Annotated in this window: 16 protein-coding genes and 1 pseudogene; 6 read left to right on the top strand and 11 right to left on the bottom strand. The window is 71.3% G+C overall.

Annotation, left to right across the window (positions count from 1 at the left end):
• Positions 1–16: 16 nt before the first annotated feature.
• A complete protein-coding gene (locus tag ABT118_RS09180) occupies positions 17–2314 on the bottom strand; it encodes an ATP-binding cassette domain-containing protein (protein ID WP_350646100.1) in 2298 nt (765 codons plus the stop codon).
• Positions 2315–2501: 187 nt separating this feature from the next.
• Here ABT118_RS09180 and ABT118_RS09175 point away from each other — a divergent pair, with 187 nt between their 5' ends.
• Complete coding sequence (locus tag ABT118_RS09175) at positions 2502–3170, top strand: O-methyltransferase (protein ID WP_350646099.1); 669 nt, start codon at positions 2502–2504, stop codon at positions 3168–3170.
• Here the strand turns inward: ABT118_RS09175 and ABT118_RS09170 are convergent.
• The 5 genes from ABT118_RS09170 to ABT118_RS09150 all read right to left on the bottom strand — a co-directional run bounded on the left by ABT118_RS09170 (position 3145) and on the right by ABT118_RS09150 (position 9440).
• Positions 3145–4296, bottom strand: coding sequence for an MFS transporter (locus ABT118_RS09170; protein ID WP_350646098.1), 1152 nt, complete (start codon positions 4294–4296; stop codon positions 3145–3147). The genes ABT118_RS09175 and ABT118_RS09170 overlap by 26 nt on opposite strands.
• A 12-nt stretch (positions 4297–4308) precedes the next feature.
• On the bottom strand, positions 4309–5850 hold the full coding sequence (locus ABT118_RS09165; RefSeq protein ID WP_350646097.1) for a 4-hydroxyphenylacetate 3-hydroxylase family protein: 1542 nt from the start codon (positions 5848–5850) through the stop codon (positions 4309–4311).
• Positions 5847–6332, bottom strand: coding sequence for a flavin reductase family protein (locus ABT118_RS09160; protein WP_350646096.1), 486 nt, complete (start codon positions 6330–6332; stop codon positions 5847–5849). Before ABT118_RS09160 ends, ABT118_RS09165 begins: the two co-directional genes overlap by 4 nt.
• A 33-nt stretch (positions 6333–6365) precedes the next feature.
• Positions 6366–8117 (bottom strand): non-ribosomal peptide synthetase, encoded by a 1752-nt coding sequence (locus tag ABT118_RS09155; RefSeq protein WP_350646095.1) that lies wholly within the window; start codon positions 8115–8117, stop codon positions 6366–6368.
• Positions 8118–8273: 156 nt separating this feature from the next.
• Positions 8274–9440 carry an FAD-dependent monooxygenase gene (locus ABT118_RS09150; protein WP_350646094.1) on the bottom strand — a complete coding sequence of 389 codons (1167 nt, stop codon included), beginning with the start codon at positions 9438–9440 and terminating at the stop codon, positions 8274–8276.
• A gap of 119 nt (positions 9441–9559) precedes the next feature.
• Here ABT118_RS09150 and ABT118_RS09145 point away from each other — a divergent pair, with 119 nt between their 5' ends.
• Positions 9560–11527, top strand: a complete 1968-nt coding sequence (locus ABT118_RS09145; RefSeq protein WP_350646093.1) for an anthranilate synthase family protein — start codon at positions 9560–9562, stop codon at positions 11525–11527.
• Positions 11528–11607: 80 nt separating this feature from the next.
• A complete protein-coding gene (locus ABT118_RS09140) occupies positions 11608–12069 on the top strand; it encodes a MarR family winged helix-turn-helix transcriptional regulator (protein WP_350646092.1) in 462 nt (153 codons plus the stop codon).
• Positions 12070–12081: 12 nt separating this feature from the next.
• Here ABT118_RS09140 and ABT118_RS09135 read toward each other — a convergent pair whose 3' ends face one another.
• Genes ABT118_RS09135 through ABT118_RS09115 form a run of 5 tightly spaced genes read right to left on the bottom strand, consistent with a single transcriptional unit; the run spans position 12082 to position 21001 of the window.
• Positions 12082–13239 carry a 3-deoxy-7-phosphoheptulonate synthase gene (locus ABT118_RS09135; RefSeq protein ID WP_350646091.1) on the bottom strand — a complete coding sequence of 386 codons (1158 nt, stop codon included), beginning with the start codon at positions 13237–13239 and terminating at the stop codon, positions 12082–12084.
• 60 nt (positions 13240–13299) lie between these two features.
• On the bottom strand, positions 13300–17937 hold the full coding sequence (locus ABT118_RS09130; RefSeq protein ID WP_350646090.1) for a non-ribosomal peptide synthetase: 4638 nt from the start codon (positions 17935–17937) through the stop codon (positions 13300–13302).
• A 41-nt stretch (positions 17938–17978) separates the two neighbouring features.
• Positions 17979–19121, bottom strand: a complete 1143-nt coding sequence (locus tag ABT118_RS09125; protein WP_350646089.1) for a ParB/RepB/Spo0J family partition protein — start codon at positions 19119–19121, stop codon at positions 17979–17981.
• Positions 19122–19133: 12 nt separating this feature from the next.
• Positions 19134–19796, bottom strand: coding sequence for a response regulator (locus ABT118_RS09120; protein WP_350646088.1), 663 nt, complete (start codon positions 19794–19796; stop codon positions 19134–19136).
• A gap of 14 nt (positions 19797–19810) precedes the next feature.
• On the bottom strand, positions 19811–21001 hold the full coding sequence (locus ABT118_RS09115; protein WP_350646087.1) for a sensor histidine kinase: 1191 nt from the start codon (positions 20999–21001) through the stop codon (positions 19811–19813).
• Between the two features lie 122 nt (positions 21002–21123).
• On the opposite strand from ABT118_RS09115, the gene ABT118_RS09110 reads away from it, so the two are divergent.
• From ABT118_RS09110 to ABT118_RS09100, 3 genes and pseudogenes are all read left to right on the top strand, one after another.
• Positions 21124–21549 (top strand): ATP-binding protein, encoded by a 426-nt coding sequence (locus ABT118_RS09110; RefSeq protein ID WP_350646086.1) that lies wholly within the window; start codon positions 21124–21126, stop codon positions 21547–21549.
• Between the two features lie 333 nt (positions 21550–21882).
• Positions 21883–21966 (top strand): annotated as a pseudogene (locus ABT118_RS32740) (IS5/IS1182 family transposase); the annotation flags it as partial.
• A 277-nt stretch (positions 21967–22243) separates the two neighbouring features.
• Entirely contained in the window at positions 22244–24175 is a 1932-nt protein-coding gene (locus tag ABT118_RS09100; RefSeq protein ID WP_350646084.1) for an InlB B-repeat-containing protein, read from the top strand.
• The last annotated feature ends 11 nt before the right edge of the window (positions 24176–24186 follow it).

The following is a 24186-nucleotide window of genomic DNA, read 5'->3' as shown; positions in this document are numbered from 1 at the left end:
GGGGGCGCGCGGCGGGTCAGCGCCCGACGGCGCTCTGTGCGAGGTCCTTGCGGAGGTACTCGGCGGTGAACGAGCCCTGGGCCGTGCTCAGTTGCTCCGGTGTGCCTTCGAAGACGACCCGGCCGCCGTGCCGGCCCGCCTCGGGACCGAGGTCGATGACCCAGTCGGCGTGCTTGACCACGTCCAGGTCGTGCTCGATCACCACCACGGTGTTGCCGCCGTCGACCAGCCGGTCGAGGAGGGTGAGCAGCGTCTCGACGTCCGCCATGTGCAGGCCGGTCGTCGGCTCGTCGAAGACGTAGAGGCCGCCCGACTCCCGCAGCCGGTCGGCGAGTTTGAGGCGCTGGCGCTCACCGCCGGAGAGCGTGGACAGCGGCTGTCCCAAGGTGAGGTAGGAGAGGCCGACCTCCTGGAGGAGGGCGAGCTTGCGCAGGATCCTCCGTTCGTCGAAGTGGTCGAGGGCCTCTTCGACGGTCAGCCGCAGGGTCTCCACGATGGTGCGGCCCGCCAGGCGGTGTTCGAGGGCCTCCTGGCGGTAGCGCCGGCCTTCGCAGACCTCGCAGACGGTGGTGACCGGGTCCAGGAAGGCGAGGTCGTTCTCGATCAGACCACGGCCCTTGCATTCGGGGCAGCCGCCGGTGGAGTTGAAGCTGAACATGCCCGGGTCGACGCCGTTGGCCCGGGCGAACAGGGTGCGGATGGTGTCCATGATGCCGACGTAGGTGGCCGGGGTGGAGCGGGTCGAGATGCCGATCGCCGACTGGTCGACGAAGACCGCGTCCGGCTGCTGGGCGGCGAAGACTCCGGAGACGAGGCTGCTCTTGCCCGAGCCGGCCACGCCGGTGACGGCGGTCAGCACACCGGTGGGGATGTCGACGGTGACGTTCCTGAGGTTGTGCAGATCGGCCCCGCTGATGGTGAACGCACCGGTGGGGGTGCGTGGTTGCCGGTCGAGTCCGCGGACGGCGCCGAGGCGTCGTCCGGTGAGGGAACCGGAGCTGCGCAGCCGCTCGACCGTGCCTTCGAAGACGACCTCACCACCGTGGGTGCCGGCCCCCGGGCCCATGTCGACGACGTGGTCGGCGATGGCGATCACCTCACGGTCGTGCTCGACGACCAGCACGGTGTTGCCCTTGTCCCGCAGGGCGAGGAGCAGTTCGTTGAGGCGGTGGACGTCGCGCGGGTGCAGTCCGACGCTGGGTTCGTCGAAGATGTACGTCACATCGGTGAGGCTGCTGCCGAGGTGGCGCACGATCTTGAGGCGCTGGCCCTCGCCCCCGGACACGGTCGAGGTCTCGCGGTCCAGACTCAGGTAGCCCAGGCCCACGGCGGCGATGCGGTGCAGGACCGCGAGGGCCGCAGCCGCCACGGGCTTCGCGACGGGGTCGTCGATGGCGGCGAGGACGTCGATGAGCTCGCCGATCTCCATCGCGGTGCAGTCGACGATGTTGTGTGCGCCGATCCTCGAGCGCCGCGCGGCCGCGTTGAGGCGGCCGCCGCCGCAGTCCGCGCACGGGCCCTCGGTGACGACCCGGGCCATGGCGTCGCGGTCCCGGTCGCTCAGGGTCCCTGCCTCGCGGGCCAGGTAACGGCGGGTGAAGCGGGTCACCACGCCCTCGTACTCGTTCTTGTACACGGTGTGGCGGCTGCGTCGGTCCACCCGGAACCCGCTGCCGTACAGGAAGAGTTCACGCTCCTGGTCGGTGAACCGGGCGAGGGGCTTGTCAGGGTCGAAGAGGCCCGATTCCGCGTACAGCTGCCACTGGGCGGTGCCGACGGCGAACGAGGGAAAGTTGATGGCGCCCTCGTTGAGCGTCCTGTCCTCGTCCAGCAGCCGGTGCAGGTCCACGGTGGTGGTGCGGCCCAGGCCCTGGCAGGTTTCGCACATGCCGTGCGGGTCGTTGAAGGAGTACAGGTTGGACGGCCCGGCGCTGGGTTTTCCGTGGCGCGAGAACAGCACGCGCAGCATGGGGTGGACCTCGGTCATGGTGCCGACGGTGGACCGTGAGTTGCCGCCGACGGGTTTCTGGTCGACCACGATCGCGGTGGACAGGTTCTCCATCAGCTCGGCACGCGGCCGTTCGTAGCGGGTGAGCCGATTGCGTACGTACCAGGGGAACGTCTCGTTGAGCTGACGCTGGGATTCCACCGCGATGGTGCCGAACACGATCGACGACTTACCGGATCCGGATACTCCGGTGAAGACGGTGAGTTTCCCCTTGGGGATGGTCAGCGAGACGTTCTTGAGGTTGTTCTCCCGCGCACCGACGAGCACGATGTCGCCGCCGTAGCGCGCGTTTCCCCGGTCAGACATAATCCACGACCTCCGCCCACCGCAATGGCGCCGCTGTCGTCCCGGCGCTGCGCCAACTGATTTCCATAAGGAAATCACAGGCTAACCTTGTTCGACTACGATCACCTGGAAATGGTCTACCAGCGCGTTGGTGGCAGCTGTATGTTTTCCTTCAGGTAGCTTTATCGGCCTGCACTGGAGGAATTCAATGGACCAGGACCAGTGGACAGCGGTCGACTCGTACACCAACTCCCTGCTCATACCGCACGATCCGGTACTGGACGCCGCCTCGGGAATGAGCAGGGAGGTCGGCCTCCCCGGTGTCGAAGTGGCGCCCAACCAGGGAATGCTGCTGCATCTGCTGGCGCGGATCCGGGGTGCGCGGTCGATTCTGGAAATCGGGACGTTCGGCGGCTACAGCACCATCTGGCTCGCGAGGGCGCTGCCGGCGGGCGGACGACTCGTCACGATCGAATCCGGAATCGTGTTCGCCGAGGCGGCACGGGACACCATCGAGCGGGCCGGGCTGAGTGACGTCGTCGACCAACGGGTCGGCAGGGCGCTCGACGTCCTGCCGCAGCTCGAGGCCGAGGGGGTCGGCCCGTTCGACCTGTTCTTCATCGACGCCGACAAGGCGGGCATTCCCGAATACTTCACCTGGGCCCTCAGGCTGTCCCGGCCGGGCAGCGTCATGGTGGTCGACAACGTGGTCCTCGGCGGCGCGATCACCGACCCGGCGAACACGGATCCAGGGGTCGGCGGGGCCCGGCGGTTCCACGAGCTGCTCGCCGGGGAGCCGCGGGTCACCGCCACCACCGTGCAGACCGTCGGAGCCAAGGGGTACGACGGCTTCACCCTCGTGGTCGTCGACAGCTGATCACGAAGGCGGGCGCCACCGTCACCAGTCCGATGAAGGCCATGCCGGAGCCGACCCACAGCGGAGCGACCAGCCCTGCCCCGGCACTGATGGCGAGGCCGCCCGCCCAAGGGCCCAGCACCACACCGACGTTGATCGCCGACGCGTTGACCGTGCTGACCAGTGGGCCGTCGTTGGCCACCCGCATCACCCGCGCCCCCATCGCCGGGTTGAGCGGCAGGCCGATCAGTCCGAGCAGGGCGAGGACCGCGACGGTGGCCACCCGGTTGTGGGCGACCAGCGCGAACACCACCAGGCAGAGCGTCACCCCGATCAGTCCGTAGAAGATCAACGGCATCAGGTACCGGTCGACGAAGCGGCCGATGATCGCGTTTCCGATCACGGTGCCGGTACCGAAGACCGCGAAGAGCCAGGGCACCGTGCCGGGGGAGAAGCCCCCGACCTCGACGAAGATCGGCGAGAAGTAGCTGGTGCCGGCCACGATGGAGCCGATGACCATGGCGTTGGTGGCGTAGACCGCCCAGAGCCCGGGAGCACGGAGGGCCGCGACCTCCCCGCGGACGTCGATCCGTTCCGGCAGCGGGGTGACCGGGACCAGTAGCCGGACGGCGACGGCACTCACCGCGGCCACGGCGGCCACCGCCCAGAAGCTCGCCCGCCAGCCGAAGTGCCGGTCGATGAGGGCGGCCACCGGCAGCCCGACCACCTGGGCGATCATGACGCCGCCGAGCAGGACCGACAGGGCACGCCCGCGCAGGTCGACCGCGACCAGCTGGGCGGAGACGGCGACGGCGATGCCGAAGAAGGCGGAGGCGGCGAGCGCGGTGACGACCCGCGCGACCACGAGCACCCAGAACTCCGGGGACACCGCGCCCAGCGCCTGGCCGAGCACGAACACCAGGAGCAGGCCGACCAGGGCCCTCCTGCGGTGCACCCGCAGCAGCGCGACCGTCAGCAGGGGGCCGCCGATCACCATGCCCAGGGCGAAGACGGAGACCAGGTACCCGACTGTCGACACCGACACGTCGAACTCGGCCGACAGGCTGGGCAGCAGCCCGGAGACCATGATCTCGGTCGTGTTGAGGCAGAAGACACCGATGCCGAGCGTGAAGACGGCGATGGGCATGTGACTCCCCGTTCAGGGATCGATCAGATCGGGGGCGCGCCAGCCGTCGAGGTCGTACTCAGCCATGCACTCCTCGGCGAAGCCCTTGTACGCGTCGACGAGTCCGGAGCTCTGCTGGGCCAGCAGGAGTTCGATCCGGACGTTCTCGTGGTTGCCCGAGTAGTTGCGCTCGTACAGCTCGTGCCGGCCGCCGAACTCGGTGCCGATGGAGTCCCAGATGAGCTTCATCAGCTTGACCCGCTCGACGGCGTCGTAGCCGTTGGAGCCGCGCACGTACTTGTCCAGCAGCGGCCGCAGTTCGGGCTGCTGGAAGTCCCTGGCATGGGAGTTGACGTAGATCAGCGCGCTGCCGAGGTCCTGCAGCAGGATCTCGCGGATCCGCGGGTACCCGATCGTCATGAACCAGCGGTACGCCATGCCGTAGTCGAGGTTGGGCAGCAGGGCTCCGTCGTGCCAGGGGTCGGGGTTGTGCGCCATGGCGTCGCCGAGGCCCCAGAACATGTTGCGCCAGGCGAGGACTTCGCCGATGCGGGTCTGGATGCCGCGGAAGTCCTTGGTCCCGGTGGCCTCGACGCCCTTGAGCAACAGGCCCGCCAGGAAGTCGAGTTTGACGCCGAGGCGGGTGATGCCGTGGAAGGTCAGCCGGTGGGTGAAGCCCGAGGCGGTCAGGAAGGTGCCGGCCTTGGCGGTGTCTCCGTAGATGAAGACGTTCTCCCACGGGACCTTGACCCGGTCGAGGATGAAGATGGTGTCGTTCTCGTCCATCCGGCTCGACAGCGGATAGTCGAAGGGGCTGCCCACGGCGCTCGCCGCCATCGCGTACGAGGGGCGGCAGATGAGCTTCACTCCGGGGGCGTCCATCGGAAGGGTGCACACCAGCGCGTACTCGCGCTTCTGCACCGGCAGTCCGTAGTGGGCGATGAAGTTGTAGTGGGTGATCGCCGAGCCGGTCGCGACGACCTTGGCGCCGCTGACAATGAGGCCGTCGTCCCGCTCCTCCTCGACGTGGACGAAGACGTCGTTGCCGTCGGCGGGACGGTGGCGGTCCACGGGCGGGTTGATCACCGCGTGGTTCCAGTACAGGACCTTCTCCTGGGCCTCGCGGTACCAGCGGCGGGCGTTGTCCGCGAAGTCGCCGTAGTAGTCGGGGTCGACGCCCAGGCTGACCAGGAAGCTGGCCTTGTAGTCCGGGCTGCGCCCGAGCCATCCGTAACTCATCCGGGCCCACTCGGCGATCGCCGCGCGGTCCCCGACCAGGTCCTCGACGGTGCGGGGGATGCGGAAGAACTTGTGGGTGAAGCCCTGGCTGCCGGTGTCCGTCGGCGCGGTCAGGATCTTCGCGCGCTCCGGGTCGTGCAGCGCGTCGTAGAGGCGCGCCGTCATCCGCGCGGTGTTGCGGAAGGCCGGGTGCTCGGTGACGTCGTCGACGCGCTCGCCGTACGCCCAGACCTCCCGCCCGTCGCGCAGGCTCTCCAGGTACTCGTCCCCGGTGAGCGGCCGGGTGACCCGCGTCGCCGGGGTGTCGGCCGCGGTGTCGTCGCGGTGCGCTGTCATGGGTGGTCCTTCCTGCTCAACTGGTGATTTTCGACGGCGAGTCGGGGGAAGCCGCCGCGGAAGAAGGCGAGCGGCCGGCCGCCCGTCACCTCGAAGTGCGTCACCGAGCCGATGAACAGGAGGTGGTCCCCGCCGTCGTAGCGGCGCCAGGGGTGACACACCAGGTGTCCGACGGTCCCGGCGAGGAGCGGGGGCCCGGCGGCATCGGTCGTCCAGCGGACCGGGGCGCGCATCGGCCGGCCCGCGAAGTGCAGGGCGAGTCCCCGCTGCTGCTCGGCGAGGAAGTTGATGGCGTACGGACCCGCGTCCAGCGATCCGGCCGCGCGGCTGTTCCGGTCGAGGGAGACCAGGACGAGGGGCGGGTCCAGGGACACGGAGGTGAAGGAGTTCACCGTGATGCCGTGGACGTCGGGTCCGCGCCGGAAGGTGACCACCGTGACACCGGTGAGGAAGTTCCCCAGGCACGCACGCAGGGTCGTCATGGCACTGCCCCGTCCGCGAGTTGGTGGTCCGGGTCAGTGGGCGCCGTCGCGGATGTCCTCGATGTGCCGGGCCAGCTTCTCGGCGTTGCCGGCCCGGAAGACGTCCTCGACGCCGACCTCGACGCCGAGCACCGTCCTCAGGTGCGAGGCGAGTTGGACGAAGTGCAGGGAGTTCCCGCCGTGGTCGAGGAAGGCGTCGGTGGTGGCACAGTCGTCGACGCCGATGATGTCCTTCCAGATCTGCAGTACCGCGGCTTCGAGGGGGCTGTTCGTGCGGGTCATGCGGGCACCTCTTTCGAGTCGCTGGTGCACGGCGTCCGGAGCCGCGAGCGCGCTCCGGTCGGTCTTTCCGTTCACGTTGACGGGGAAGGCGTCCAGCCGGTGGAAGTCCGACGGGATCATGTAGTCCGGCAGGAACTCCCGCAGGTGGGCGGCGAGTTCGGAGGGATCGGGGCGGCGCTCGTCGCGCGTGGTGTAGAACGCGACCAGGGTCTTGTGGCTGACCTCGTCACCGAAGGCCCTGACCACGGCCCGGTCGACGGCGTCGTGCGCACCCAGGGCGAGCTCCACGGCGGCCGGCTCGACCCGGTGGCCGCGGATCTTGACCATGTCGTCCGCCCGGCCGACCAGGACGACGTCACCGTCCGGCGTGCTGCGGGCGAGGTCCCCGGTCCGGTAGCGGAGGCCGCCGTCGAGGCCGGGGACGAACTTCCGCCCCGTCAGGGCCTCGTGGCCCAGGTACCCCTGGGCCACGCCGACGCCGCCGATGTACAACTCGCCCGTCTCGCCCGGGCCGCAGGGCCGGAGCTGCTCGTCGAGCACCGCCATGGTCATCAGCGGCAGCGGGCGGCCGATCGGGACGGCCCCGGTCGCGGCGAGGGCGCCGGACGCGTGGACCGGATGGACGGCCACGAGTGAGGAAGCCTCGGTGCAGCCATAGCAGTTGTAGATCCGGGCGGCGGTCTCCCCGGTGGCCTTCGCGAGATGGCGCGGTGAGGGGAAGTCGCCGCTGACCATGATCACCCGAAGCCGGCGCAGACTGGCCGGCTCGTGGTCGACCAGCAGGTTGAAGAGCCCGCACGGCAGGCTGAGGAACGTCACCGCATGCTCCTCGATGGCGTCCCGCAACTCCGCCAGGCTCGGCCGGCCCGGCGGCAGGACGACCAACTCGGCGCCGTGCAGCAGGCTCTGCCAGATCTCGATGGTCGATGCCGCGAACGAGAAGGCGGCCTGCTGGACGAAGCGGTCGTGTTCGGTGATGCGCAGTTCCGGGTCGGGGACGGCGAGGCGGGCCAGGCCGCGGTGGGCGATCCGGACGCCCTTCGGCCTACCGGTGGATCCGGAGGTGAACATGATGAACGCGGTGCTCTCGGCGTCCGCCGCGACCTCCGGGTTGCCCTGCTCCAGGGGTTCGGCCCGCTCGGCGAGTTCGGCGGCCGACGCGGTGCGGAGATGGCTGCCGAAGGCCGCCGCGTCCCACTCTCCCTGATGGACCACCAGGCCCACCCCCGCCGCGTCGAGGTTGTCCTTGACCACCCGGTCGGGGTGGGCGGGGTTCAGCGGGACCACACACCCTCCGGCCTTCAGGACGGCGAGCATCAGCACGTAGAGCTCGACCGACCTGTGCAGGTGGAGGCCGACCGGGGTGCCCCGGCGCACCCCCGCCCGTCCCAGCACCCGGGCGGTCTGGTTGGCCAGGGCATTGAGCTCGGCGTACGAGATGCGCCCGCCCCGGTGCACGAGTGCGGTACGCGTGCCGAATCCGGCCACCGTTCTCTCGAACATTCGGGGAATCGTGAGGTCGGCCGGCGAGCCGTAGGATATGAGGCTGGACATTCCTGGGGTTCCTTTCCGCACAGCCCTGGCCATTCATGGAATACACAGGGGCGGAGGCAGTGAATCCGACTGCCGGGGGGCGTCTGCGCCGACGTGCGGCACGCGCTAGATGATTTCCCCCTGGAAATCAGTCTCCGGCGGGCGGACTGCGAATGTCAAGTCCGAACGGGACAGTCGGCCACCACGGGTGAGCAACTCGAACGCGAAACCCGGCGCATCCCGCCCGACGGCACGGTCGATGTCCTCGAACCATTCGAGGCTCACCTGTGCGGCTCGCTGCGCCGCCGCGACCGCGGGTGCGCGGCGCCGCTCGTAGTCGGCGAGTGCCGCCTCCAGCGGGCCGTCGCCGAAGCAGTCGTGCTCCCGGAGGGAGTCCGCCAGGGCCAGGGCGTCCTCCATGGCGAGCTTGGTTCCCGAGCCGACGGAGAAGTGCGTGGTGTGCGCCGCGTCCCCGACCAGGGCCAGGTTCCGCTGCCACCAGCGACGGTTGCGGACCACGGTGAAGCGCTGCCACCGGGACCGGTTGCCGGTGAGCCGGTGGCCGTCCAGATCGCCGGCGAAGACCTCTCCCAGTCGCTCGACCGCCGACCGGTCGCTGCCGTCGGCGGTCGGGCCGGCGGTCGACGCCCCGAACCCCGAGGCCCGCCAGACCCGTTCGCCGGCCTCGACGATGAAGGTGCTCCGCTCGGCGCTGAAGGGGTAGGCGTGCCCGTGCAGCACACCGTGCCCGGTCTCGGCGATGAGGAAGGTCAGGGCGTCGAAGGGCCGGTCGACGGCCAACCAGATGTACCGCGAGGAGCGGGTGTCGAGCGTGGTGCCGAACGCCTCCGAAAGGCCGCTCCGAACACCCGAGTTGGCGCCGTCGGCCGCGACGACCAGGTCGTACTCGACCGCCAGCCGCTCCAACGGCGGAGCCTGCTCGCCGAACCGGAGGTGCACGCCCGCCCGCGCGCAGCGCCGGTGCAGCAGCCGCAGTAGCGCTTTGCGGCTGACGGCCGCGAAGCCGTGGCCGCCACTGCGCACCGCCTCTCCCCGGTAGTGCACGGCGATGTCCGTCCAGCGCGCGGACTCCGCCACCACCCCGTCGTACAGGACGGGGTCGGTCTCCTCGAGGTCGCGGAGCGCTCCGGCCGAGAACACCACGCCGAACCCGAAGGTGCCACCCACCTGGTTGCGCTCCCAGACCGTCACCTCGCCGGCGGGGTCGAGTCGCCTCGCCCACACCGCCAGGCAGAGGCCACCGGGCCCACCGCCGACCACCGCGATCCGCACGATTCCTCCTGGGGTCGATCCGCATTCACCTCTCGACGCTAACAGGTGATTTCTGTTCGGAAACCAATGTGCCAGGATGAAATCCCTGGAACCGAATCCGACTTTCCGAGGAGACCCTCATGGAAAGCCCCAGCCTCCCCACCGCCGCCGAACTCGTCCGTCAATTGGTCGCCGCCGAGGAAACCCCCGCCTTCGCCCTGTTGCGGCGAACCGATCCGGGCACCGGAGAACCCGGCCCGGTCGAATTGCTCCTCGGCCCGGTCGCCGAGGTCGAGCGGATATCCGACATCCCCCTGCCGGCACCGGACCTCACCGGCCCCGGCGTCCTGGCCCTGGTCCCCTTCCGACAGCTCGGCGAGCGCGGACTCGCCTGCCACGACGACGGAACCCCCCTGCAGGTCATGGCGGTCGAGCAGTACCACCGGCTGGACCCGGACGTGCTGCTGGCCGCGCTTCCGGATGTGCCGATCGCCCTGACCGGCGGGGAGTTCGACCTCGATGATGACGCGTACGCCGACGTCGTCGACCGCATCGTGCGCGAGGAGATAGCCTGCGGCACCGGCGCCAACTTCGTGATCCGCCGCGACTTCACCGCCCGGCTCGACGGCTTCGGCCCGCAGACGGCGCTCACCCTGTTCCGCCGGCTCATCACCGGAGAGTCCGGCGCCTACTGGACGTTCTGTGTGCACACCGGCTCGCGGGGCGGGGCGGGCATGGGCCGCACCCTGGTGGGGGCGAGCCCCGAGGCACACGTCCGGGTCCGGGACGACGAGGTGGTCCTGAACCCGATCAGCGGCACCTACCGCTACCCCGCCGCGGGTCCGGACCCGGACGGGCTGCTCGCTTTCCTCCAGGACGCCAAGGAGACCGACGAGTTGTCCATGGTGCTCGACGAGGAGCTGAAGATGCTCTGCGCGGTCTCCGACCGGGACATCCGGGTCCACGGGCCCTTCCTGCGCGAGATGACCCACCTCGCGCACACCGAGTACGAGCTCAGCGGGCGCGGTGTGCGGGACGTGCGGGACGTGCTCTCCCGGACGATGTTCGCCGCGACGGTCACGGGCAGCCCACTGGCGAGCGCCTGCCGGGTGATCCGCCGCCACGAGCCGAGCGGGCGGGGCTACTACGCCGGGGCGCTCGCGCTCTTCGGGAACGACGCCGGTGGCTCCCCGTGGCTGGACTCACCCATCCTGATCCGCACGATGGACATCGCTCCCGACGGGGAGCTGCGGATACCCGTCGGCGCGACGCTGGTACGCGACTCCGATCCGCGCTCCGAGGCGGCCGAGACGCGCGCCAAGCTCGCCGGCGTGCTGGGTGCGCTCGGTGTCACGGAGCGGCGCGCGGCCGGCCCTCCGGCCGGACCGCTCGCCCCTCGCGTCCTGGCGGCCCTGGCCGCCCGGCGCGAGAACCTCGCTCGCTGCTGGCTGGACCCCGTCGACGGAGCGCGGCAACCCGACCCGGCGGCGGAGATTCCGGGGGACGGCGTGCTGGTGATCGACGCCGAGGACGACTTCACCGCCATGCTGACCCACCTGCTGCGCTCCTTCGGGCTCCGCACCGGCGTGCACCGCTACGACGCTCCCGGCCTGGACCTCGCACTCGCCGCCCACCGGGGGCCCGTGCTCCTCGGCTCGGGGCCGGGCGACCCCAACGACACCCAGGACCGCCGCATCGTACGGCTCCGCGCGCTGACCCGGCGGCTGCTTGCCGCCGCCCGGGCCGGCGGGAATCCCGTCCTCGGCATCTGCCTCGGCTTCCAACTGCTCTCGTCCGCCCTGGGCCTGACCGTGTCGCGCGCTGAACGGCCGCAGCAGGGGACGCAGCGGTCGATCGCGTTGTTCGGCCACCCGGCGACCGTCGGCTTCTACAACTCCTTCTCCGTGCGCGCCGACCGGGGCCCGGTGCGGGCGCTGGCGGAGGACGGGGTGGAACTCTGCCTGGAGCCGGGCACCGACGAGGTGCTCGCGCTGCGGGGGCCCGGGGTCGCGGGGGTCCAGTTCCACCCGGAGTCCGTGCTCAGCCGCTCCGGCGCGGAGCTGTTCCTCGCGCTGATGAAGGAGGCGTCCCGGGCCACGGAGGGATAGCCGCACTCCTCCGTCCCGTCGCGCCGAGGGCGGTCGTGCTTGCATAATTTCCCTGCGGAAACCACCTGAGGAGCGCACCGATGACGGACGTACGCGCTGTCCCCACGCGGCAGCCCAGCCCGCCCGTCGAGCTGGGGGACGCGCTGTCCCATCTGCAGTGCGCGCTGGTCGCGCGGCGCGCCGGGACCAACCCCGAGGGCATCAACCGGCAGCAGTACGACGTACTGGAGATGCTCCGCATCCGCGGTGCCATGAACCCCTCGCGGCTCAGCGAGTCCCTCGGTGTGTCACGTCCGAGCATCTCCAAGGCGCTGCGCGTCCTCAAGGACCTCGAACTGGTCCAGCAGGCCGCGCTCGGCGACGACCGGCGAGCACTGACGACCTCGTTGACCCCGAAGGGCCATGCCTTCATGGCGAAGGCGGCGCGAAGCCGCCAGGAGGACGCCCGGGCCGCGGCGTCGGTGCTCTCGCCGGGCGAGCAGGCCCTGTTCACGGAGATGTGCGAGAAGGTCGCCGCCGCGATCGACGTCCTGCTGCCCTGACGTCCTGCTGCACTAGAGCTGCCAGTGCGCGGCCACGGCGACGGCTTGCATCGGGTTGAGCCGGGGATCGCACAGGGTGCGGTAGCGCGGGCCGCGCACCGGTGTGGCTCCGGCGCCCGCGCATTCGCTGATGTCCAGGGGCGAGGCCTCGACGTGCAGTCCGGCGCAGCTGCCGCCGCCGGCCGAGACGATCGACAGGAACCACCGGATCTCGTTCATGATGTCGTCGAGGTGACGGACCTTCAGACCGCTCGCGTCCCGGACGGTGTTGCCGTGCATCGGGTCGCACATCCACAGCACGGGGTGCCCGGCCCGGCGCACGGCCCGGACCAGCGGGGCGAGTCCGGCGATGTTCGCCGCGCCGAACCGCGCGATCAGCGCCAGGCGGCCGGGGACGCGGTCCGGGTCGAGGAGCGCGCAGAGCCGCAGCGCCTCCGCCGCCGTCGTGCGCGGGCCCAGCTTGCAGGCCACGGGGTTGCCGAGGCGGGCCAGCAGCCGCACGTGCGCGCCGTCGGGCTGCCGGGTGCGTTCGCCGATCCACGGCCAGTGCGTGGAGGCGAGGTAGTGTCCGCCGCCCTCGCCGGTCGGCCGTACCAAGGGCGTCTCGTAGTCCAGCAGCAGGGCCTCGTGACTGGTCCACACCCGCTCCAGCACGGCCGCGTCGCCGCCTCGCCCGAGGCGGTCGAGCGAGCGGAACACCTGACGGGCCGCCCGGTAGCCGCCGATCATCCGCCCGGGGTCGGCCCGGCGTGCCCGCAGGGTGGGCTCCGGGCCGTTGACCATGGGACCCCGGTACGCGGGCAGCCTGCCGCCGACGCCGCACTCGTACGGCTGGGACCGGGGCTTGGCGAACTGGCCGGCCATCCGGCCGACCTTCACCACCGGCCGGCCGGCGCCGACCCGCATGATGTCGCCGAGGACGTCCAGCAGTTCGGCCTTGGACGCGACATCGGCGACCGTGGACTCGGCGGGGTCCTCGGCGCAGTCCCCGGCCTGCAGTACGCACAGTTCGCCCTCGGCCGTGCGGGCCAGCAGGGCGCTCAGTTGCCGTACGTCGTCCCAGCGGACCAGCGGCTCGCTCCCGGCGAGTGCCGACCGGACCGCGGCCGCCCGGCCGGGGTCGGGCCAGTCGGGCTGCTGTGCCGCCGCTGACGCAGCGTTGCTCACCATGTGTCCCTCACATCCACTCGGGAGTCCGGCCGGGAGGTGGATCGGTGGCGGCCGGGCCGGTCATTGGAGCTCGCCGGTCCGCTGGAAGTAGTCGATCATCCGCGAGACGGACCCGGCCTCGATGGCGGGGAACTCCAGGCCCAGGCGGCGCAACGACCGACGGGTGGCGTCGTTCGCGTACTCGTTCTCGCCCAGTTCCAGCACACCCTCCTGGAACAGCGGGACGGCTGCGGCGAGCGCGTTGCCCGCGCCGTCGGCCACCGAGCGTTCCAGGGCGGCGAACCAGGCGTCGCCCGGGACCACTTCGAGCGGGTAGCCGGCCTTCCTGATCGCGTGGTGCACGACCTGGAAGTCCGCGCCCTCGGGGTGGAACAGGTGGTACGTCTCGTTGTGGCCCGGCTGCCGCGAGAGCAGGACCAACGCGCGGCTGACGAAGTCGACGGGCAGCAGGTCGGTGTGCAACTGGTCGGCGGGCGGCGCCGAGCCGAGTTGGACGAAGCTCTTGACCTGCCGCCACAGGAAGTCGTCCGCCTGGCAGGCACCGGTGATGCTGTCCCCGGCGATCCGGCCCATCCGGTAGACGGTGACCGGGAGTCCGCGCTCGCGGGCCGCCCGGGCCAGCTGCTCGGCGACCCACTTGCTCCGGGTGTATCCGATCCCGAGCTGCTCGGGCTCCCGGGGCACGCTCGCCTCGGTGATCACGCCCTGGTCCTCCGCGCGGGAGAACACGGCGATGGTGGAGGCGTGGTGCAGGGGCTTGGGCACACCATCGGCACAGAACTCGATCACCGCGGACATGCCGTCGACGTTCGTCGCCTTCACCGACGCGTACGGGGCGACGAAGTTGATCTGGGCGGCCGAGTGGTAGACCGCGTCGACCGCGTCCGATAGGGCCGCGTACGTCTGCCCGTCGAGGCCCATCCGGTCCTCGGCGAGGTCGCCGGGGACCGGAACCACCCGGTGGCCGTCGAGCGCATGGCCGAGGCCGTAGCGGCGGGCCGCCTCCGTCAGTCGCCGCCTGGCGTGTTCGGGACTCTCCGCCCTGACCAGGCAGTGCACCCGGGCGTCGGTGTGCGCCAGCAGGTCGCGCAGCAGGTACGTGCCCAGGAATCCGGTGGCACCGGTCAGCAGCACCTCGCGCGCGCCCGCCGTCCTGCGGTGGCCGAACTCCCGGTCCGCCGCGTACTTCTCGGGGACGGCCACGCGGTCCGGCAGCCGCGCCTCGGCGCGCAGGCCGGCGGCGGAGGCGGCGGGGCGGGGCGCTCCCCCCGGCGCGACGAGAGCGTCGATCGTGGCCGCCATGCCCGCGACCGTCGGGCGGTCGAGCAGGGCGCCCAGGGCGATGTCGACGCCGAAGTCCGTCCGCAGCCGTTCCACCAGCCGGACCGCCAGGATGGAGTGGCCGCCCAGGGCGAAGAAGTCGTCGTGCGCGCCGACCGCTCCGCTCTGCAGGAGCTCGCGCCACCGGTCGGCGACCTCTCGTTCGGTCGGAGTGCCCGGCGGCACGGCGGAGGGTGCTGCGGCGGCCGGGGCCTCGGGCCGGAAGAGCGCGGGCAGGGCCTTGCGGTCGATCTTCCCGCTGGGTGCGGTGGGCAGACGATCGAGGAGGACGAAGTGCGAGGGCACCATGTAGCCGGGCAGCAGCGGACGGAGCAGCTCCCGCACCACCGTGCTTTCGACCCGCTCCCGGGCGACCAGGAAGGCGACCAGCCGCCTGTCCCCGTCGTCGAGCGGTACGGCGGCGACGGCCGAAGCGCTCACGAAATCAAGGCCGTTGAGCGCGGCCTCCACCTCGGAGGGCTCGATCCGGTAACCGCGGACCTTCACCTGGGCGTCGGTCCGGCCCAGGTACTCGAAGTCGCCGTCGGCGTTGATCCGCACCAGGTCGCCGGTCCGGTACAGCCGCCCCCCGGTGCTCGGAACCGCGGCGGCGAGGGGGTGCGCGATGAAACGCCGTGCGCTCTCCTCGGGCAGGCGGTGGTAGCCGGGTGACACCAGGCCGCCGAGATGGAGCTCGCCCGGGATGCCGGGCGGCACCAGGTGCCCGCTTCCGTCCAGGACCAGCAGGCTGAATCCGGGGACCGGCCGGCCGATGGGGGCCGTCTCGCCCCACCGCGCCGGGTCGCCGTCCAGGCGGTGCACGGAGACCACATGGCTCTCCGACGGGCCGTACATGTTCCACAGCTTCGCCCGGGGGTGGGCGGCGAAGAACTCCCTGATCTGCGGGGACAGCACCAGTTGTTCGCCGGTGGAGACGACCTCCTCCAGCGCCTCCAGCCGGATTCCGCCGGCGACGGCCACGGCGGCGAGCTGCTGGAGGGCGATGTAGGGGAAGTAGGCCCGGGCGATGCGCTGGTGCGCCATGAACTCGGCGAGCCGGTGCAGGTCCTTCTGCAGCTCCTCCGGGATGAGGACGAGGGTGCCGCCGGCGCAGAGCGTGCCGAGGATCTCCTGGATGGACACGTCGAAGGACAGGCTCATGTACTGCAGCGTGCGCGCGCCGGCGCCCACCGCGGTGATGTCCAGCTGGTGCTCGACGAGGTTGGCGATGGTGGCGTCGGTGAGGACGACGCCCTTGGGCCTGCCGGTGGACCCGGAGGTGTAGATGACGTAGATCTCGTCGTCGGGTGTCTTGACCGGGCCGGGATCGGTGGCGGGAGAGGCGGCGAGGGTCGCGTGTTCCCGGTCCACGACCAGCAGTTCGTGGCCACCGGGAAGCAGCCCGCCGAGCGCCGAATCGGTGACGACCAGCTCCGCCTCCGAGTCGCGCAGGGCGTAGGCGATGCGGTCCGGCGGATAGGAGGGGTCGATCGGCACATACGCGGCGCCGGACTTGAGCACCCCGAGCAGAGCCACGATCTGGTCGGTCGACCGCCTCATGAAGACGGCGACCCGGCTGCCGGCCGCGATGCCCCGGGACCTCAGGCAGTGGGCCATCCGGTTGGCCCGGGCATCGAGCTCCCGGTAGGTCAGCGACTCGCCGTCGTGTTCGTGGACGACCGCCTCCTGGTCGGGTGTCCGTTCCACCTGGCGTCGGAAGTGGTCCATGACCGGCCGCAGTTCGGACTTGCTCCGTACCCGCAGGGAGGCCGCCAGCGTCGTCCGCTCCTGCTCGGGGTCGAGCAGCCGGATGTCCCCGACGCGGGCCTGCGGGGTGCGGACGAACTGGTCGAGGATGTGGAGGAAGTGCCGTCCCATGGCCTCGGCCGTGCTGCGGCCGAACAGGCCGGTGTCGTACTCGAAGGCCCCGCTGAGTCCTCCGGTGCCGTTGCGGTCCTCCTCCACGATCAGGGAGAGGTCGTACTTGGCGCTGCGGCTGCCGTACAGCTCCGTCTCGACGTCGAGCCCGAGCCGGGTGAAGAGTTCCGGATCGCTCCGGGGCATGGCGAACATCGTCTGGAAGACCGGTGGGTGGCTGCCGCTGCGTTCCGGCTGCACCCGCTCGACGATCTGCTCGACTGGCACGTGCTTGTGCCGCAGTGAGTCGATGACCTCGTCCCTGACCGCGCCGTGGAGCTCGCTCAGGGTCATCCCGCCGTCGAGCCGATGCCGGAACACCATCATGTTGACGAGGTATCCGATCACCCCCTGGGTCTCGGGAGAGTCGCGCAGCGAAGCCGGGCTCCCGACCAGGATGTCCTGCTGGCGGGCGTACTTGTGCAGGAAGACCGTGTACGCCGAGAGAAGCAGCATGAAGAAGGTCACGCCCTCCTCCGCCGAGCGCTTGCGCAGCGCGTCGGTCAGACGTGCGGGCACCTGGAAACGCGCGACGTCGCCCGCTTGCAGGCGCGGTACGGTGCGCGGCCTGTCCAGGGGGAGATCGAGCAGCGGCAGCGGCCCGGCCAGCTTCTTCTCCCAGTAACCCAGCATCCGTTCCAGGGAGTCCGGGTCGAGCCGCTCGCGCTGCCGGCGGGCGAACTCCTGGTACTGCACCGGCGGCAGACCGTGCACGGGTGCGCGGCCGTCCCGCAGGCGGACGTATTCGGTGAACCACTCGCCCAGGAGGATTTCGGCGGACGTCGCGTCGAACACCATGTGGTGCACGTTGCAGAGCACGCGGGTACGCCCCGTGTCGTCCACGGCGCACACCACCCTGAGCAACGGTCCGTGCGTCAGGTCGAACGGCGGATCCATGACCTCCCGGAGAATTCGCTGATACTGCGAGTCGTCCGTGAACTTCCGGACCGCGAAGGCGAACCGCGGCTCCGGCGAGATGTTCTGCACGAGCTCGCCGTTCAGCAGGTGGAACGTGGTGCGCAGCGCCTCGTGCCGCGCCACGACAGTGCGCAGGCTCTGCTCCAGGAGGGAGAGGTCGACGGGGAAGCCGGTCTTCAGGACGATGGGCGCGTTGTAGATCGACGGGTTGGGGGAGTACTGGTCGAGGTACCAGAACCCGGTCTGCCCGAACGAGGCCGGCGGCGTCATGCTCGCCTCACTACCGTCAACTTCCACTGCATCAGCCGTAGTCGACTCCCGGAGTTCCTCCACCCGGCGGGCGAGGTGCGCGACGGTACGATGCCCGGCGATCTCCTCGGGGGTGATGTCGACCGCGAGAATCTGGCGCAGGGCGGCCGAGAACTCGGCGGCCCGACCGGTGTGCCCATCGGGTGCCGCAAGGTCGTCCGTTGCGGTGAAGGCTGCCAGCCCGGTGATTCTCCTCCAGGTCTGTACCAGTACGGATTCCAGAGCGCTCTGCATGCCTCACCGCTTTCTGCGTCAGTTGGTTCCTCGGTGGAAGGTCAGGTCTGCCCGCCTGCCCCGCCTGCCCCGCCGGCCCGCCGGACCTCCTGCGCGAAGCGCAGCCATTCCTGGGCGCACTGCTGGGCCACCCACGCGACCACGTCGCTGCAGTGGGCGGGAACCGATCCCGCGAGCCGTTGCCAGGTGTCCTCGTCGATGGCCTGAGTGCTCAGCAACTGCAGCAGCGAACGGCCCAGTTCGGTGTGGCGCAGCGCGGGGTCCTTGCACAGCCGGGCCAGCGCGGACCGTTTGTCGGTGCTCCGGCCGCACGCCCCGTGGCCCGGCCGCGCCGCCGCGGCTGCGCCGCTCTCGGCTCGTGCTGCCGTCCGTGGCGCGGCCTGTTCCCGCACCGCCGCATACTCGTTCCGCAGCCGCGGCGGCACCGGGTCGCGCCCCTCGCGTACCCGGTCCCGTACGTCCTTCGCCGTGGAGAGAGCGATGCCGGCCCGGGCTGCGACGTCCCGCAAGGTGGCGTTCGGTCGCTCCAGGATGACCCGCGCGGCGGTTTCGCGGCCGGTGGCCGCACTGAGCGGCCGGGTCCGCCCGTCCGCACCGGTCCTGGCGTTCGACTGGCCACTCTGCCCGGTCGAACGGCGCCGCAGGGCGCCGACAGTGCCCGGTGCGACACCGGTGACCCCTGCGATCCGGCGGTCCGACCACTCCGGGTGGCTCGCGACGATGCGTCGGGCCGCAGCCGTGCGATCGTCCCCCGAAAGTGGCATCCCGTGCCGGGAGTTCAGCCGTACGGCGAGGACGAAGGCGTCCTGGACGGTCCCTTCGACGAAGCGGGCCCCGATCGTCTCCTCGCTCCGCAGCACCGCGGCGCGCACCCGGTGGGCACCGTCGACCACACGCATGGTCGGGCGGTGCACGACGATCGGTGGCAACTCGGCCTCCGTTCCGGCCAGCGTCCGGGTGTGCCCGGCGTCCTCGCCGGCCACGCGTGCGGAGTGGCCGAGCACCAGATCCGTCACCGGCACGGGTTCCACCGGCAGTTGCTCCAGTTCGCTCGTCCACGAGGGGCGGGACACTGATCCGGCCAGCACATCGGACACGAGTGGTGCCTCTTCTTTCCGTTCGTACGGCCCCGCTCGAAAGACTCCCGGGCCACGGACGGGGCCACCAGTGCCGATGGATGACAACCCACGGCACCCTCATCCGTCGTCGGCCAGGCCCGCCTCGAAGGCCAGCAGGGCCGCCTGTACCCGGTTGGCGGCGCCGATCTTCGCCATCATCCGGCTGACGTGGCCCTTCACCGTCCCCTCGCCCATGTGCAGGGACGCCGCGATGTCGGCGTTCCCCATCCCGTGCGCGAGGAGCTCCAGCACCTGCCGCTCCCGGCCGGTGAGCCGGGCCAGCTCCTTCGCGTGCCGAGGACGCTCGTGGGCGTCGGCCGGCCGTTGACGCCGGGAGTCGATGACGAAACGGGTGACCTCGGGCGAGAGGACCGCGTTCCCGCGCACGACGGCCCGGATCCCCTCGACGAGGTCGTTCGGCGGCGTGTCCTTGAGGAGGAAGCCCCGGGCACCCGCGTCGAGCGCGTCGACGATGTGGTCGTCGGCCGCGAACGTCGTCAGGACGATCACCGCCGGCGGCGAGGGCAGGGCGGTGATCGCGGCCGCGGCGTCCAGGCCGTCGGTGCCCGGCATCCGGATGTCCAGGAGCACCGCGTCGGGGGCCAGGTCCCGGGCCGCGGTCCGGGCCGCGTCGCCGTCACCGACGGAGCCGACGACCTGCATGTCGTCCTGCAGCCCCAGGATCAGTTCCAGCCCGCTCCGGATGAGTTCTTCGTCGTCGGCGATCAGTACCCGGATCATCGTCCGGCCTCCGTTCAGGTACCCGTCCGCCGCGGCTGCGGCGGCTGGTCGTGCGTCAGGTCAAGCGCCGCCCGTACGCGGAACCCGCCCGCGGGCGTCGGTCCGTACCGCACCGTGCCGCCGAGCAACTCGACGCGCTCCCGCATGCCCAGCAGCCCTCGGCCGCAGCCCTCGCGCTCCGGCCCGTCCGCGTCCCGTGGGCCGGGTCGGTGCCCGGGCGGTCCGTTGGTCACCTGGACGGTCAGGGACTCCGCCCCGACCAGGACGTCGACGGTGGCCCCGGCACCGGGCGCATGTCGGGCGACGTTGGTCAGCGCTTCCTGGACCACCCGGTAGAGCGTCCGGCCGTACCGCGGTTCGAGACGGTCGGTCTCTCCCGCCTGCCGCAGCCGCACCGGTACACCGTCCGCCCGGACCCGGTCGAGCAGTGCGGGCAGGTCCGCCGCCGTCGGCAGCGGCACCCGCTCACCCGTCACGCCGCCGCCCAGCAGGCCGAGTACGGTCCTCAACTCGCCCAGCACGCCCCGCCCCAGCGTCTGCAGCGTGTCCGCCTCCCGGGCCGCCCACGGGGCGCCCCGGCTGTCCGCCACCATCTGCAGGGCGCCCGCCCGGAACACCATGTGGCTCACTCCGTGCGCGACCACATCGTGCATCTCCCGTGCGATTCCCCGGCGTTCCTGCGACCGGGCCCGCTCCTCGACCAGCACGCGCTCCCGCTCCATGGTCTCCATCCGCCCCCGCAGCATCGCGTCGTGGCGCCCGCGCGCGGCGACGTACAGCCCCAGCAGCAGCGGTGCGGCGCAGAACAGGGCGTAGTGCGGGATCAGCCGGGGCATCCCGCCGCTGCTCCCGAGCAGGTACACCGCCGCGTGGAGCACGGCGGACGCCGCCAGGACGGCGACCCGGACGGGCCGTGAGACGGTACGGGCCCCGATGGTGAACAGGGCCACCGCCTCGGCGGCGGGGTAGAAACTGACCAGATCGGCCGCCACGGCCAGCGCCGCGACGGCGTAGGGCCGGTGTCTGCGCACGAGCAGCAGGGCACTCAGCGCGACCCAGACGCCGACGTCGCTCCCGCGCACCGGTCCGAGCGGCCCGTGCCCGGAACCACTCAGCACCAGGTCCCGCACCTGGTAGGCGGCCGCCCCCGCAGCCAGGACGACGTCCATCGCGCGGATCGATCGTCGGGTGTCCCGCTCAGCCATCGTTGACACCTCCCGAGGACCAGGGCTCAGGAATGAGGGACGAAAGGGTCAGGTGTCGAGGTGTCGGCGACCGTAGCGTCAGGACTGAACCCGAAACCTGCCGAGTACCGGAAGTGAAGACCATGCCCACCGCGCGCTTCGATCTGCCGGCCAGACCCGACGAAGTCGCTCCGGCCCGCCATCGCGTCCTGCACCAACTCCACGCCTGGGAACCCGAGTTCGACGAGGAGACCGCCGCCGACGTGGAACTCGTGGTCTCCGAACTCCTCACCAACGCCGTGGTGCACGCGGGCGGGACGCGCATCGGGGTCTCGCTGAGCCTCAGCGAACGGGCGGGACGGCGCCGCCTGCGGGTCGAGGTGTCCGACCGGGGCAGCGCCCCGCTCGCGCGGCGGCCGCCCGCATCGCCCGACCAGGAAGGCGGCCGGGGCCTCGCCCTGGTCGAAGCCCTCTCCTCGCGCTGCGGATCCACCCGCAACGGGCACGGCAAGGACTGCTGGGCCGAACTGGCGCTTCCCGGTTGCCCGGGCCGCTGGCCGCGTCGCTGACCTCGTACGGGCCAGGGGAGCGGCAGGGCGGGGTGACGTGGCCTCCGCAGGTCAACCATGACTGCCCCAAGGGTACGTTTATGGGTACTTTAGTCGGTATAAAAGTACCCACTCCATGGTGGCACAAGGACCGGCCGACCGCCGCCCCCGCCGGACGGCACGCCGCCGAGCCGTCCACACCACGCGCCGACAGCTGCGGCTTCGACGGCGGCAAGCCGATCAACGGCCGCAGGTGGCGTGCTCGGCCTGCTGCCGGCCGTGCTGGTCGGCTCTGCCGATGCCGGATACCGTGCGGCAGCCCAGGTCCTGCTCGCGCTGGTCCGGGCCGACGGCGGCTTCGTCGTGCTGCCCAAGCGCTGGATCGTGGAGCAGCGCTTCTTCGCCCACCTGACGCGAGGCCGCCGCCTCGTCCGGGAACACTGAGGTGCTCGCCCGGCCGCGACGACCGCCACTCGTAGGGCCGAGAGGACTAGTCGGCGAAACCAATGGCCGATGTCTTCCTGACGGCGTGTTAGATCTTTGTGCCATGCGATCTCATCGTGGTGCGAGGCGATCGGCGGCAGTGCCCGGCCTGCTGGCTCTGGCAGCGGTGGCCCTGGTGGCTGCCACCGCACCGTCGGTGGCCTCCCCGGTCCCGTCGGCGGGGAAGTCGTCGGCCAGGTCTGTGGCCGGCCGCCCCGCCGATGGGCGGGGCGTGGCGTTGCGGTCGGCGGACATCTCCTGGCACCTCGCGGAGGCCCGGTCCCTGCTCTGCGACCCGGCGCAGGCCGCTGAGCACGACCCGGAGACCACGCTGAGGCTGTTCCCCGACGTGACCGTCGAGGTGACAGGCGGTCAGGTGCGACGAGGGCCTGCGGGCGAGGTCGACTGGGCCGCGCAGGTCAAGGGGGACCCGGACGGGTCGGCCGACTTCCACTTCGACAACCTGTGCTCCGGCCCGGACGCCTCCTCGGCCCAGGTGGCCGCGCAGATCTCCACCGGCGGTCACACCTACGCACTGGCCTCGACCACGTCCGGCACGGTGCGCGTGCAGGAACTCGACCCGGCACTGAGCGAGGGCACACCGGGCCGGCCGGACGACGGGGTGGATCCGCCGGACGATTCGCCCGTGGGGGCGACCCCCGCGACGTCGCCCCGACCCGAGGGCGCCGCGGCGAGCCCGTCCGTACGCGTCGACGCGTCGGCCGACTGCCAGGGTGCCAAGGACGTGAACACCATCGACATGGCCGTCTTCTACACCAAGGAGGCAGCCGACAAGGCCGGTGGCGAGGACAAGGCCAAGGCCCAGGCGAAGCTCGGCGTGGACCTGGTGAACCGGGGCTTCACCAACAGCGGGCTCGCGGTGCGCGCCCGACTCGTGTACACCGGTCCGGCCGCCGATGAGCCCGGGCTCCCCGCAGTGGAGAGCGACGACCTCTCGGCGTACCGGAAGTGGGCCTCGGACAACGAGCTGTGGACGAAGTACGCGGTGGACGACATCGCGCTCTTCCAGAGCGTGGGGACGGGCATCGGGTCCTTCGTCCAGGACCCGAAGCCGTCCAGCGCCAAACGCATGTTCCTGATGATGAACGTCTCCTACGTCTCCAACCTCACCCTCGGGCACGAGCTGGGCCACAACCTCGGACTGGACCACGACTGGGTCACCGAGCCGGAGCCGGGGAGGTACCCCTACGCCCACGGCTGGATCCCGCCGAGCAAGAAGTGGCGCACGATCATGGCCTATCCCGGCGGCTGCGCCGGGTGCGAGCGAATCAACCGCTACTCCGACGCCACCGGGACCCACGAAGGCGAGCCCCTGGGCGCACCGGACTCCGCGCCCCAGCCCTCCGACGGGGTGCGGATGATCCGCAGGACCGCACCGGTGGTGGCAGCGATGCAGCCGGAGAAGACCCCGGCCGTCTACTGCCGCCTGACCGCGAAGTCGACGCCGGACACCGGCGGCAGCGCGACGGTGGACGTCCCCGGCCCTTACACCAAGGGCTCCCTGGTTCACGCCGGCGCCACCGCGAACCCGAACTTCCGGCTGATCGGCTGGTCACTCAACGGCACTCCCCTCGCGGACACGGACTCCTCGGTGAGCGTCACCGTCGACGCCGACTCGACCCTGGAGGCCCGGTACGCGCAGATCGACTGCGCACTGACCCTGCAGGCGCAGCCGGTTGCCGGCGGGACGGTCACGGTGGACCGCTCGGCGCCGTACAGGTGCGGCTCCACCGTGACCCTGACCGCCACCCCGGCCCCGGGCTGGCAGTTCGCCGGCTGGAACAGCGGGAATGGCCCCACGACGCGCGACGTCGTCGCGACGACGCCGGTGCACCGGTTCACTCTGGACCGGGACACGGCGATGTCCGCGACCTTCACCCAGACCCCCGTCGTCCCGCCCGCACCGCCGGGTCCGAACCCGCCCGTTCCGAACCCGCCTGTTCCGCCGACCCCGGATCAGCTGGCCCCGCCGGTCCCTTCCATCCATCCCGAGCCCGCGGTTGCGAGCGCGAAGTCCGAACTGGCGTCCACCGGTACGCACACCCCCCTGGTCGGGATCGCCCTGACCGCGGGGCTGGCCGTGATGGTCGGCGGCCTGCTGCTGGCCGGTCTGCGCCGCAAGGCCCGCGGCGCCGGGCGCTGACCGGGGTCCGG

This window comes from Kitasatospora sp. NPDC002040 (assembly GCF_040296785.1).
Taxonomy (GTDB): Bacteria; Actinomycetota; Actinomycetes; order Streptomycetales; family Streptomycetaceae; genus Kitasatospora.
This window is presented reverse-complemented; position numbering and strand designations above follow the sequence as displayed.

What these genes read in the sequence shown, in the direction of transcription:
- ABT118_RS09155 (WP_350646095.1), bottom strand. Translation starts at nt 8,117, where the DNA reads ATGTTCGAGAGAACGGTGGCCGGATTCGGCACGCGTACCGCACTCGTG.
- ABT118_RS09135 (WP_350646091.1), bottom strand. Translation starts at nt 13,239, where the DNA reads ATGGTGAGCAACGCTGCGTCAGCGGCGGCACAGCAGCCCGACTGGCCC.
- ABT118_RS09120 (WP_350646088.1), bottom strand. Translation starts at nt 19,796, where the DNA reads ATGATCCGGGTACTGATCGCCGACGACGAAGAACTCATCCGGAGCGGG.
- ABT118_RS09145 (WP_350646093.1), top strand. Translation starts at nt 9,560, where the DNA reads ATGGAAAGCCCCAGCCTCCCCACCGCCGCCGAACTCGTCCGTCAATTG.
- ABT118_RS09130 (WP_350646090.1), bottom strand. Translation starts at nt 17,937, where the DNA reads ATGCAGAGCGCTCTGGAATCCGTACTGGTACAGACCTGGAGGAGAATC.
- ABT118_RS09165 (WP_350646097.1), bottom strand. Translation starts at nt 5,850, where the DNA reads ATGACAGCGCACCGCGACGACACCGCGGCCGACACCCCGGCGACGCGG.
- ABT118_RS09140 (WP_350646092.1), top strand. Translation starts at nt 11,608, where the DNA reads ATGACGGACGTACGCGCTGTCCCCACGCGGCAGCCCAGCCCGCCCGTC.
- ABT118_RS09170 (WP_350646098.1), bottom strand. Translation starts at nt 4,296, where the DNA reads ATGCCCATCGCCGTCTTCACGCTCGGCATCGGTGTCTTCTGCCTCAAC.
- ABT118_RS09115 (WP_350646087.1), bottom strand. Translation starts at nt 21,001, where the DNA reads ATGGCTGAGCGGGACACCCGACGATCGATCCGCGCGATGGACGTCGTC.
- ABT118_RS09110 (WP_350646086.1), top strand. Translation starts at nt 21,124, where the DNA reads ATGCCCACCGCGCGCTTCGATCTGCCGGCCAGACCCGACGAAGTCGCT.
- ABT118_RS09160 (WP_350646096.1), bottom strand. Translation starts at nt 6,332, where the DNA reads ATGACGACCCTGCGTGCGTGCCTGGGGAACTTCCTCACCGGTGTCACG.
- ABT118_RS09180 (WP_350646100.1), bottom strand. Translation starts at nt 2,314, where the DNA reads ATGTCTGACCGGGGAAACGCGCGCTACGGCGGCGACATCGTGCTCGTC.
- ABT118_RS09175 (WP_350646099.1), top strand. Translation starts at nt 2,502, where the DNA reads ATGGACCAGGACCAGTGGACAGCGGTCGACTCGTACACCAACTCCCTG.